The organism is Methanobrevibacter sp., from assembly GCF_045112895.1.
Taxonomy (GTDB): Archaea; Methanobacteriota; Methanobacteria; order Methanobacteriales; family Methanobacteriaceae; genus Methanocatella.
Genome location: NZ_JBGUIH010000008.1, coordinates 1 through 13,425, shown reverse-complemented (window position 1 = coordinate 13,425; position 13,425 = coordinate 1). Strand labels below are relative to the sequence as shown.

The 13,425-nt window shown below is 37.8% G+C and carries 7 protein-coding genes; 4 read left to right on the top strand and 3 right to left on the bottom strand.

Translation table 11 applies throughout. From position 1 onward, the window contains the following. Window positions 1-120 precede the first annotated feature (120 nt). Entirely contained in the window at window positions 121-537 is a 417-nt protein-coding gene (ribH, locus tag ACJMLD_RS01870) for a 6,7-dimethyl-8-ribityllumazine synthase (RefSeq protein ID WP_292738685.1), read from the top strand. 7 nt (window positions 538-544) lie between these two features. Further along, entirely contained in the window at window positions 545-1,486 is a 942-nt protein-coding gene (gene mmp11 / locus ACJMLD_RS01865; RefSeq protein ID WP_405267439.1) for a methanogenesis marker protein 11, read from the top strand. Window positions 1,487-1,572: 86 nt separating this feature from the next. On the opposite strand, the gene ACJMLD_RS01860 is transcribed toward mmp11, so the two are convergent. Together ACJMLD_RS01860 and ACJMLD_RS01855 are read right to left on the bottom strand one after the other, a co-directional pair. Beyond that, window positions 1,573-5,823 carry a hypothetical protein gene (locus tag ACJMLD_RS01860; RefSeq protein WP_405267437.1) on the bottom strand — a complete coding sequence of 1,417 codons (4,251 nt, stop codon included), beginning with the start codon at window positions 5,821-5,823 and terminating at the stop codon, window positions 1,573-1,575. 135 nt (window positions 5,824-5,958) lie between these two features. Beyond that, window positions 5,959-7,671, bottom strand: a complete 1,713-nt coding sequence (locus ACJMLD_RS01855; RefSeq protein ID WP_405267435.1) for a glycosyltransferase — start codon at window positions 7,669-7,671, stop codon at window positions 5,959-5,961. Between the two features lie 194 nt (window positions 7,672-7,865). On the opposite strand from ACJMLD_RS01855, the gene purE reads away from it, so the two are divergent. Beyond that, a complete protein-coding gene (gene purE, locus ACJMLD_RS01850; RefSeq protein WP_405267433.1) occupies window positions 7,866-8,891 on the top strand; it encodes a 5-(carboxyamino)imidazole ribonucleotide mutase in 1,026 nt (341 codons plus the stop codon). Between the two features lie 7 nt (window positions 8,892-8,898). After that, window positions 8,899-10,155 (top strand): UbiD family decarboxylase, encoded by a 1,257-nt coding sequence (locus ACJMLD_RS01845; protein WP_405267432.1) that lies wholly within the window; start codon window positions 8,899-8,901, stop codon window positions 10,153-10,155. A gap of 282 nt (window positions 10,156-10,437) precedes the next feature. Here the strand turns inward: ACJMLD_RS01845 and ACJMLD_RS01840 are convergent. Continuing rightward, a partial coding sequence (locus tag ACJMLD_RS01840; protein ID WP_405267430.1) for a hypothetical protein occupies window positions 10,438-13,425 on the bottom strand: 2,988 nt, incomplete at its 5' end.

Below are 13,425 nucleotides of genomic sequence, written 5' to 3'. Positions count from 1 at the left end.
TTAATAAAATGCAATTGGCTGCACTTTTTATCATATTCATTATGGTGATAAGTGGGGTTGCAGGATTTTTACTTATTATATTCAGCGGTGCTGGTGGATAAATAAACGAGGTCGATAAAAATGGTAAAATATGAAATAGCAGCGGTTGTTGCAGAATTTAATTATGATATTACACAAATGATGTTGGAATTGGCTAAAGCAGAAGCAAAAAATAGAGACTGTGAAATTACAAAAGTGGTTGCAGTTCCTGGCGTATTCGATATGCCTCTTGTAATCAAAAAACTATTGCAAAAAGGGGAATACGATGCAATTATCACCTTAGGCGCAGTGATTGAAGGTGCAACTGACCACGACCAAATTGTAGCACAACATGCATCTCGTAAAATTGCTGACTTAGCGCTTGAATATGACACTCCAGTGGCACTTGGAATCACCGGTCCTGGAATGACCAGATTAGACGCCCATAGACGTGTTAAAAACGCAAAAAGTGCTGTTGAAGCAGCCATTAAAATGTGCGACAGATTAAAAGAAATTTAGTGATTCGATGGAAATTCTAAAACCTGATGAATTAAAAGAAAAATTTAATGACCCTTGGGTTGCGCCATACGAAAAGGTATTGACTATGGTGGATGGGGACAAGGTGGAAATTGTCGAATACCACCCATGCATCTCAGGATCCCATTGGTTATTAAATCAATACAGAAATAACTCCAAGCTAATCGATTCAGCCTACCGTGATGGAAACAAACATGTTTACAAATGTCACGTCGGTTCAGCTCCGCTAGACCTGAAAGCCAGTTTCAATGCAGCAGGAATAGATGAAATCATTGTTGATGGCGATGAGGTTAAAGTGACCCATGCCGGTCTTGCCGGTGCAGGTGTCGGAGCCGGAATGTGTAGAGGAATGGGCAAAGGCGTAAAATATATTGAGCTTATAGAAAGTGGAGGAGGTTCAAAAGTTGGAAGGGCAACCGTAGTAACTCCAAAACTTGAAAAAGTGGTTATCGGTGTTGACGATACCGATACGAAGGATGCCGGAGCAACTTGGACAATGGCTCACAACTTAGGTGTTGAGCTTGAAAGCGAAGGATATGAATACTTGGATCATATCATTGTTCAATTATATCCTCATAACCCTCATAAAACCCAAAATTGCGTTTCCATTGCTTTAACTTTTGCGGTTGAAGAGGATAAAAAACAGGATTTAATCGACAGAGTTATTGAAATTCTTAAAAGGGATACATTGTCTGATAAAACAGCAATAGCTATTTTAGAGGGTCTGGATATTCCTGAAAAATTAAGAGACTATTCAATAGCTACAAAATCCGGAATGATGGATGTTGAAACTGCAGAATCAGTCGCGAAAGAATTGGATATTCCTTTGATTGGAGTGACTGGAGAGCAGGGAAAAGTCGGTGCATTGGCTGCCTTAGGTCTTTACGATGACGTTGAGGAAGCAGTGAAAGCATATGACAAAAAAATCTAAAAGGACTATTCTTTTTAGATTTTATACTATTTTTTTAGTTTTTTCAAAAAAAGAAAAAGAAATGGAATATTAATTCCATTCAATGTTTATTTTGTTATTATTATTGTGCTTGTTACATCTGTTGGGTTGTAAACAGCATTGTCTTCAATGAAAGCGGTAAATGCATATTCACCTGGTTTTAATTTAATAGGAACATTTATAATGCCTTCATCATCGGTTTTGTATTTGTAGACCCCAACAGTATTGTTCACTTTAACAACCACACCTGCGATAGCTTTGCCGTTGATGTCTGTTAATTTTGCTGTGAAATTGGTACCGTCCTTGAAGGTCATGTTGACATCAGCAGCTGTAAGAACAGCGTCCAATTTGTTCACGACAACATTCGCGGTTGTGTTGACAGCACCATACAATGAGTTTCCATCGAAGCTGATTGTGTAGTTGTATTCACCTGGTTTTACATTGATAGGGGCAGTTGCCACACCGTTGCTGTCTGTGTGGTACCTGTATGTGCTTGCACCATTTGTGAATTTGACTGTAGCTCCAACGATGGCATTGCCGTCAGCATCAGTTAATCTGGCGGTTAGGTTTCCATTTTTGTAGTCAACAGTGACGTTGGAAGCTTCTAAGTTAGGTGCTCCTTTTTCTACTGTCAATGTTTTTGTAATGTTGGCTGCCGCATAGATGCTGTTTCCTGCAAAGCTTATTGTGTAAGTGTATGTTCCAGGTTTTAATTTAATCGGAGCGCTTGCAACACCATTAGCATCGGTATGGTATCTGTAAGCATTTACGCCGTTGTCAAATTTAACTGTAACTCCTGAAATTGCATTTCCTTCAATGTCTGTCAATGCAGCTGTGAAATTGGATCCGTCCTTATATTTGACAGTTAAATCACTTGCTTCGATGTTAACAGCAGCTTTGTTAACAATGACTGTGCCTGTGGCATTTGACGCTTCATAAATGCTGTTGCCAGTAAATGTAGCGGCAAAAGTGTGTTCACCAGGTTTTAAAGTGATAGGAACATGCACAACACCATCACTATCTGTGCGGTATTTTAAAGCTTTTGCTCCATTATCCACATTAACTGTTGCGCCTGAAATTGGATTGCCATCAATATCAGTCAATGCAATAGTGAAATTGGCATCCTCCTTATAGGTAGCGTTTACATTTGCCGGAGTTAAAATGGTTTTAATTTTATTTACAACAACGGTTTTAGTGATATTTAAGGATTGATAACAGTCTTCACCATCAAATGTTATTGAATATTCATATTCGCCCGGTTTTAAAGTAACCGGTATATTTGCAATACCTTCATCGTTGGTTCTGTATCTGTAGTTAGTTACAGTATTGTTGACGCGAATGAGGCCAGCACCAATAGGATTATCATTGCAGTCAAACACCTTAACGGCTAAAACGCTACCGTCTCTATAATCCATGACCAGGTCATCGGCGGATAATGTGGCATTTGCCTTATTTACTGTGACTGTTGAATTGATGAAGGAGGAATTATACATTTCACTGCCTTCAAATGTGGCATTGATATCGTAAACGCCAGGAGTCATATTAATTGCGAATTTTGCAACACCGTTTTCATCAGTTACTGTCTCGTTAATTGTACCATTGAAAGCGATTTTGACAATTGCATCAGGGATTGCATTGCCTTCCTCATCAGTTAAAGTGACGTCCCAAGTAGAGCCGTCATTGTAATCCATAACAAGGTCATCGGCACTCAATGAAGTAGAGCTATAGCTAGAAGTAACATTGAAGGCAACGTTTGCTGTTGTCTTAATGTAATTGTCGGAGTCGAATGTGATTTCGCCAGCATACTCGTTTGGCAAAAGGTTTTCAAGTGCAATGTTAGCTTCACCGTTGATATCTACATCAGAAGCATATGAGTTTCCATCTATAGTGACATTGATTTTACCTGATGCAGCTTTATTTTTGGAATCTGTTACTTTAACATTCAAAATACCAGTTTTTCCATAGCTGTACTCCTCTGCACTTGCTGTTAAGTTGACTGGAGCTTTGAATACTGTGAAGTTCACGATGTAGTTTTCAAACTGATAATCTCCGCCAACATTGTTTCCAAATACAATGTATGCAGAATAGTTGCCTGCCGGCAAATCGTTGAAATTGGCTGTGCATTTTCCTTTTGATACAAAAATGGAACCATATGGGTGTGCTGGGCCAACAAGCTGATATCCTCCGTAAACAGATAGCTTTTTGCCATAATAATCCTGCAAGTTGGTGATTTTAAGAACTGCAGGGTCTCCATAAACCGCATCCTCCACTACCACATCGGCGGTTACCTTCTTGTTTTTTTCCACTTCGATGGTTGCTGTTGCATTGCTTGCCTTGTGAGTGCTGTCCCCATCAAAGTAAACGGTCACATTGTTAATGCCTAAAGCCAGATCCCCACTAATAGTCACGTCCATCCAGTCATCGGATGTGGTTATGGTGGTTACGTTAACACCATTTACATTGACAACAACAGTAGCTGCAAAGATTGAACCGTCGCCCTTAGTCAATAAAACGCTGATTGTGGCGTTGTCGCCGTCGGTAATTGTTGTTCCATTTATGTAAACATTAGTATCGTAAAGGTCAGCAGTTACAGGTGTTGAAATGAATTCGATGATATTGAAATTGGAAACATTTGTATTCTGCTCGAAATTGGCGAATTGGATAGTTGTTCCCGGCTCTCCGGCATTCCATTTAAGAACTCCAAAACCTTCACTAACATTGCTTTCGTTAACATTGCCGTTATTGTCTATAACTGAAACAACACCGCTTAAAGGATTGTTGAAGCTATCGAGCAATGTGACATTGATGTCGAACAATTTTCCGGCAGGAACTATTTCAGGAGCAACTAGAGCAATAATAGCTTTGTTTTCTGAATTGTTTTCTACAACATTATTGCTTCCAGATCCAATATTTACCGCATCGTTTCCAACTTTAGTTTTAGTGATTAAAACATTATCCTCAACAACATTGTCACTGGTCTTTTTCAAATCGACTGCATAGTTTCCGGTGGAATTGATTGCATTTCCAACAATATTGCAAGAGCCTGATTGGACGGTTACGGTACCTTTTATGACATTATCCTCCAAGGTAGTGTTTGTTGCCGCCTTTGCAATGGATACGTCAGCATTTAAATTATTGTCAACAATTTGAACATTAGCGCCGTTGACATTTAATTTGCCGTTGATAGTGTTGTTATACAGATTACAATCTGCAGTTATTGTGGCTGCGCCTGAAACATAGTTGTCTTCAAAAGTACAATTGTTATAGGTACCCATTCCCCCAATGGAAGACCCGTTGTATAATTTGTTTCCTCTGTAAGTGACATTATAAACAGTACCTCCGGATGCGGAAGCTATACCTGTACCCTTATAGTATATGGTGTTATTTTCAACCAAGTTATTTTGACCGTTAATTACAATACCCCAACAGATGGCCGCTGCAGTATCAGGGCCATAAATCCTGTTATTGATTACTTTATTATATTGATTTGCAACAACACCAGAAGGAATTTCGACATTAAAAGTGTTTAAGTAAATCATGTTTCCAACATTGCCCTCCACTACAACGGTATTGTTGTCAAAAGTGCAATAATCGGCCCAAGCCAATACAAGAGAGCTTGAACCACCATTGTTTCTGGTGTAGAAATAGCCGTTCTTAACTGTTACATAAGTGGAATTGTCCCTAATGGAAGTTGCTCCAACACCGGAACCCACCCGTTGGTCTTCAATTACATTGCTTACATTATCTAAAATCACATGATGAGTGTTAGTCAACCATAATTGGGTATTATGGAATCTGATTCCAGTCATGTTGGTGCCGGAACCGCCATAACTGATAGTGAAGCGATTTCCAGGATTATCACCCATCAAACTGCCTGCAGTGGTATTCAAATCGATATAGGCATTCTTAGTGGAACTGATGATATTAACTGGTTTATTTACGTCAAACCATATATTTGCTGATTGATCCGGATTGATGATGGAACCCTGGAAATCCAAAGTAGCCCCTTCAGGTATGGAATCGACCAGTTTACCGGAATTGCTCTGATTGAAATAATCCCCATAATTCTCACTGTTGATTACATAAGCCTCGCCTGTAGGCTCGTCAACACTCAATTCTGAATCATAAGCATCCTCACTTATGACCCCAAGTTCATCCGAAGCGGAATCAACTGAAACTTCAGTAACTTCTCCCACCCCTTCATTTACGTTTTCTTCCAGAATAGAATCCGCAGTGGCATTATCTGCCGCATTTACTGCACCTAAGGAAATAATAACTAGCAAGAAAATACTGATTAATAAGAATTTATTTATCTTCATAAGAATTTATCCATTTAATTTAATACATATTCAAATATACTTTAAATATATATAAAAATTGGAAAACATAGTATATAAAACAATATTAGGAAAAATAAAAATGTAATTTACTAGATTGAAATCAATTTTTAAAAATTAAATTGACTTAAAATTAAAATTCAAGAAATTATCTTGGTTTTCACGTGTGAATACCTTAATTGAAGTGGAATTTGTATCATCGAATATTATCTTTACCTTATGGCCATCATACTTAAATGATTTGGTCAGGTTACTCTTGAAGTTGAATGAAGTTATATATTCCCCATCAGCTGCAACATCATATGTTACATTCTTTTTAAATATTCCGGTCGAATTGGCAACGGAAGTATTATCAATGATTATTTCGAAGTTATATGCATGCTTATCCCTTGAAGTAATAATGAACTTCTCAACAATTGTAGTATTATTGTTTTCAAAGCTGTGAGTCATTACGGCTCCTTCAAATATTTCCTTTAAACGACTGTTTTGAATGACATCCCCATCATCCACATCCAATATCTTTTTGACTTCAATCGGCAGTCTAAAGATGTCAGGTTCGCCTTCCCGGGTTTCGTTTATTAAATAGATATTTTCACTATCAAACTGTATCGTGTCATTGGCCTTGATGCCCAGAGTCATCATCGCATCAGCAGGCATCCTTATTTGATTGCTTTCGTTTTCAATTGCAGTATCAACAGTGTATGGACCTCTAACGGAAATGGTATTGTCTCTTGGAGTATCATCAGCATAGATAATCAGATTCCTTGAATTCGGCTCAATGGACAAAACCCCATGCTCGAAATGAGCGGCACCGATGAATGTTGAAATCATCAATAGCAAAACTATAATTGAAATGATCATCGGGAAATGGATTTTGATAAAAGACCTTAGAAGATTTCCCCTTGGCGTTTTCCTGAACATGTCAATGGACTTGACAATGACCTTGATGATGTAGTAAATGGCAAGTATGATTCCAATTACAGAAATCAGCACCCCAATAGCCAAAGGAACAAATTTCACAAAGAATATTGTAAACAATCCAAGGATTACCAAAGACAATCCTACAATAGACATTCTGATATCATGACCAATGTCGTCAATCATTGTAACTCTTCCGTACCTGTTTGCACGTCCGATGATTGTCCTTACAACTTCATTAGCCATCAAATTCAAATCGGAAAGCGGTGACATGTCATGTTCAATTGCACCGATGTCCACCTCCATGATGGAGATTCCAAGCACATCAGCATCAATGACAATACCTACATCCACACCGTAATCGCTTTCAAAATTAATTTTCTTTAAAACTTCTTTTTTTGCTGCAAACTGACCGCTTAAAGGCTGTTCAAATGAAATCTCAGGGAAGAAAAAGTTTAAAAGCGGCTTTGCAGTAAGTTCAGTTACACGACCGCTTGCACGGGAAAATTTAGTTTTGGTAATATCGGTTTTGCCTTCAAGTATCGGCCGAATCATCGCTTCGACTTTAGCGGAAGTTAAATTATAAATATCCGCATCAATAAAAGCAATGATATCACATTCCGCATTCTGATAACCAGTATATAATGCCTGACCCTTACCCTTATTAGTTTCATGATTGATGACTATAGCTCCGGCTTTCAATGCTTCCGCTTCGGTATTGTCTCTGGACCCATCATTTACAACAATGATTTCGTCGACTACCGAAACCTTCTTGACTACTTCAACAACCTTAGCTACCGTTTCCTCCTCATTATAAGCAGGAATGATTACAGAAACTTTCTGATATTTTTTAGGTTTTTGAGTTTTAATACTGGCCATTAAAAAGGCAAGAATTACAAAAAACCAATACACGCTAAATTTCTCCATTAAAAGTTTTTACTATTATATTTTTTTTATTTGGATAGTTATAAAGGTTATTAAAAAACCATGAATTTATCCATGAATATCCAATTAAAAAGATTATATTAAATCGTCAATGATAAATTAATATATGTTAAATTCAATATTCTATAATGAAAAAGTTTAATTTAAGAAGGGATTTTTAGATGATGCCAAAGATAATGATTATTCTTGGAAGTGGATCTGATATTGAAATAGCTGAAAAATGTATGAATATCTTAGAGAAATTGGAAATACCCTACAGTTTAAAAATCGCATCAGCCCATAGAACACCAAATTTGGTTCGTGAAATTGTTCGCCAAGGTACAAATGCTGGAATTGAAGTCTTTATCGGTATTGCCGGTCTTGCAGCACACCTGCCAGGTACAATTGCTGCCTATACACCAAGACCAGTGATTGGGGTTCCCGTTGATGTTAAGACCGGAGGTATCGATGCTCTGCAATCCATCGTTCAAATGCCGTATCCTTCTCCAATTTCCACTGTTGGAATAGATAGGGGAGACAATGCCGCAATACTTGCCGCCCAATATATCGGTATCCACGATGAAGATATACGTCAAAAAGTGATAAACCTCAGAAAGGAATATGCCGATAAAGTAAAAGCAAGCAATGAGGAAATCGTTCAAAAAATAGAAGATAAAAAATTCCTTCAGAATGATTTTTTAAGAATTAAGAATCTTGAAATCAATGAAATCGAAGCGGAAGAAGAGGAAATTCGCTGCAAAAATCAAGATGCGGAAGTAGCAATCATTGTTGGAAGGCAAAACGATGTGGCTATTGCTAAAAAAGCCGCCATTTTGCTTGAAAGACTTAAAATTTCTCACGACATTAAAGTCGTGTGCCCCATTAGGTCTACTAAAAAATTCACAAGTTATGTTAAATCGATGAAAAATGCAAAAATATTCATTGGAATTAGTTCAAACTCCTCACAGGTTACCGGAGGAATTGTAGGACTTACCGACAGACCCGTGATAGGAGTTCCATGCACTAACGAAAACGGTGACGATTATATGCTTACCACCGTTAACATGCCGCCGGGAGTGCCTGTTGCAACTGTAGGAATAAACAACAGTAAAAATGCTGCGGTAATTGCAGCGGAAGTCCTTGCTATCCATGACCCACATATTACAGAAGTTTTAGACAAATTAAAAGACAAAAAAATTAACTTATAGTGATACCATGAACATGAATGACGAAAACCTTATTGAAATTGCCGACGAACTTTCCCCGGAGTATGAAATTTCTAAAGTCTTGAGAGAATATCCTAAGGATACAGTCATTGTCAGAAATGTTAAAGGATTTGACATGCCTGTTATCTCTGGAATCTGCAATACCCGAGACAAAATAGCCAAATCAATTAACTGTGAAGTTTCAGAAATTACCGGGAAAATCATTGATGCAATGGAAAATCCGATTAAGGTAGAGAAATTCACGGATTTTTCAGACTATGATACTTCTGATATCGACTTGGATAAGATCCCAATTCTAACCCATTATACAAGAGACGGCGGAGCATACATCACTGCAGGCGTTGTTTTTGCACGTGACCCTGCAACAGGCATACAAAACGCTTCAATCCACAGGATGATGGTGCTTGACAACAAAAGGTTAGTCATCAGAATCGTTCCGAGAAACCTTTACACCTACTTCCAAAATGCCCAAAAGGCGGGTGAAGACTTGGATATTGCAATAGCCATTGGAATGGATCCTGCAATTCTGCTTGCAAGTACCACTTCAATACCGATCGATTACAATGAAATGGAAGTTGCAAATGCATTCAAGGATGGGCAGCTTGAACTAATCAAATGCGGTGAACTTGAAGTTCCGCAGGCCGACATCATCCTAGAGGGTAAGATTTCCGTGACAGAAACCGTTGCCGAAGGTCCTTTCGTCGATTTGACTGACACCTATGACATTATCCGTGACCAGCCAATCATCAATCTGGAAAAAATGCATATCAAAAAGGACAATCCATGCTATCATGCAATCATTCCGGCAGGATTTGAACATAAATTGTTGCAAGGCCTTCCACAGGAACCTAGAATCTATAAAGCTGTCAAAAATGCTGTTCCGACTGTTGAAAATGTCGTTTTGACCGAAGGAGGCTGCTGCTGGTTGCATGCAGTTGTCTCAATCAACAAGCAAACCGAAGGTGACGGCAAAAATGCAATTATGGCAGCGCTGTCAGCGCACCCCTCACTCAAGCACTGCACTGTTGTAGATACTGACGTCAATGTATTTGACGCCGAAGATGTCGAATATGCAATAGCAACACGCGTTAAAGGTGACAGGGACATAATGATTGTTCCAAACATTAGAGGTTCATCATTGGATCCGGTAGCCGAAAGTGATGGGACAACTACAAAGATAGGCGTTGATGCAACAAAATCACTTAAAACAATTGAAAAATTCGAAAGGGTTAGCTTTTCCGAATAAACCATTATTCAATAGGAAAAATCTAACTTTCTATTTTTTTACTCTTTTTTTAAATTTAAAAAACCCTAATTTTAAAGAACTCTACTATTTTTATTCTTTTGAGATATATGATAAGATTCATTGATTTAAAATAAGATCTATGTGATAAAATAATTAGAAATAGGGACTATTTGATAAATTTTAATTAAAGAACTATGAAAATTATTGATAATTAAATCAATTAAACAATAGGTTTGAAAAAAAGAAAAAAATAAATGGAATATTAATTCCATTTTTTTAATTTTATTTTGTTATTGTTACTGTGGTTGCCACACTTGTTGGATTATAAATATCACTGTCTTCGATGAAAGCAACGAAATCATATGTTCCCACTTTAAAGTTGAGAGGAACTGAAATCATACCTTCTGAGTCAGTTTTATATTTATAAGTGTTTCCGGTTCTGTTGACTTTTACAACAACTCCAGCAATTGGATTGCCATTAGCGTCAGTCAATTTGGCAGTGTAGTTGGTACCGTCTTTAAAGGTCATTTCAATGTCTTGAGCGGTTAAAACCACATCAATCTTATTGACTTTGACAACTGCGGTTGTGTTTACAGGACCGTTCATTGAGTTTCCAGCGAAGCTTATTGTGTAGTTGTATTCTCCAGGTTTCAAGTTGATTGGAGCGGTTGCTACACCGTTGCTGTCAGTGTGGTATCTGTAAGTGCTTGTACCTTGGGTAAAGCTAATTGTAGCACCAGAGATTGCATTACCATCTACATCAGTCAATCTAGCTGTTAAATTACCATCTTTATATGTAATTTCAGTATTTGAAGCTTCTAAATTAGCAGGAGCTTTATTGATTGTTAATGTTTTGGTAACGTTTGCTGCAGCATAGATGCTGTTTCCAGCGAAGCTGACTACACATTCATAGTCTCCAGGTTTTATGCTAATTGGAGCACTTGCAACACCATTGGCATCAGTGTGGTATCTTACAGACTTTTTAACAACACCATTCAACATAAAGTCGAATTTGACTGTTACGCCAGAGATAGCAACACCATTAACATCAGTTAAAGTAGCTTCGAAAGGTGAACCATCTTTATAAGTGACAACAAGATCTGCTGCATCAATGATGACATTAGCTTTATCTACAACAACTTTACTTGAACTGTTGGAAGCTTTATAGAGATTATTTCCAGCAAATGAAACATCGAAAGTGTAATTACCAGGTTTTAAAGTAACAGGTACATTAGCAACACCATCAGCACCGGTGCGGTATCTTAAAACTTTAGCACCATTGTCAACACTGACAGTAATTCCTGAAACCGGATTGCCGTTTGCATCAGTTACAGTAATGGTATAATTATCATTTGCTTTATAGGTTACAGTTGTGTCTTCAACGGAAATGACTGTTTCCATTTTATTTACAACGACAGTTTTAGTAGTGTTGAGACCTTCGTAAATATCGCTGCCATCATAACTAATAGCGAATTCATATTCGCCAGGTTTTAAGTTGACAGGAACAGTTGCTGCACCAACATTATCGGTTCTGTATTTATAAACACCAAGAGTATTGTTTACATGGATGAGAGCATTCTTAATAATATTTCCGTTTTCATCCATCAATGTCATGATCAATTCCGGATTATCCGCATAAGTTAATTCATCATCATTGAACATTAAGAATGTAGCTTTCTTGGTTACTGTGAACTCGGCACTATCACTGGAACCGGTGATGTTATCGTTTCCATCATTAGTAATTGTAATAGTGTAATTACCAGGTAATAAACCAGTAATGGTAACTTCACCAGCGACGCTAGTATCAACACCATCAGTAATCACATTACCCTCAGCATCCACAACAACAACAGTGACAACATTCTCATTTTCAACTTCATATCCGAGGAAAACTTCTTCGCCATAAGATACTACATCTGAGAATGGGAAAATCATAACACTGGATTCAGCTTTATCTACAGTAAATGTTTCAGTAGCATTTGAACCTGTGTAATATTCATTTCCGGCATTGATAATTGTAATGGTGTACTCACCAGGTACTAAACCGGAAATGGTCACATGTTCAGCGACACTAGTATCAACACCATCAGAAATCACATTACCGTCAGCATCCTCAACAACAACAGTAATATCAGCCTCATTATCTACAAGGTAATCGACAACAACATCTTCGCCATAAGCCACATCGGAGATAGTGTCAATATAAACTGCAGAAGTTGCTTTAACAACACTGAATGTATCACTACAATTGGAAGCTTTGTAAAGATCAGATTCAGCATTAATAACTGTAATAGTGTAATTACCAGGAACTAAACCATTAATGGTCACTTCGCCAGCAACGCTAGTATCAACACCATCAGTAATCACATTACCCTCAGCATCCTCAACAACAACAGTGACAACAGTCTCATTTTCGACCTCATAAGTGAGGAAAATCTCTTCACCATAAGGTGCACCTGAGAATGGGAAAATAATAACACTAGAACCATCTTTAATAGGACGGTTATCTTTTACAATATTGTTTGCGTTAGTGTATTTAACAGCAGCATCACCTTTCAATTCACTAGCAATCAAGTAGTTGTCTGTTACGTTGTTTCCTGTTTTTGAACCTAAATCAACAGCATAATCACCGGTAGTAGTAATGTTGTTTCCTTTAATTACGTTATTGTTTGCACTTACGGTTACAGTACCATTGACATCGTTTCCAACGAAAGTGGTTCCAACTTTATTGATAGTTACAGCACCATTAATTGTGTTGTTTTCAATAACGGCATTAGTACCACCAGTAGTTAAACCGTTACCAACAGTATTGTTGTAAGCTGTAGCATCTTGACCGACAGTCAATTTACCGCCAACAACGTTATCATAAGCAACAGATTCTTTACCAGTTGATAAAGCACCGGTTACATTGTTACCATATACAATAGAACCAGCTTGTGCGGTTAAACCAGATCCTTCAGTCATGGTGTTTCCAACGTAAGTGTTGTTGTATGGGTTTTGACCACCGAATGAGGTACTGATTGAAGATTTGTACAATGTATTGTTGATAATTAAGTTGTTTTGACCTTCTACCATAAGACCGACAGAAATAGCGGAACCTTCTTTACCGTAAATTCTGTTGTTAGAAACAGTGTTATTGTTGTTTAAAGGCACGCCGCTTGGAGCACCTGCAATGTTATAGACGTTTAAGTAAATCAAGTTACCTACGTTTCCTTCAGCTTTTACTGTACAGTTGTCGATGGTACAGTTGGTTGCCCAGGACATTGTGAA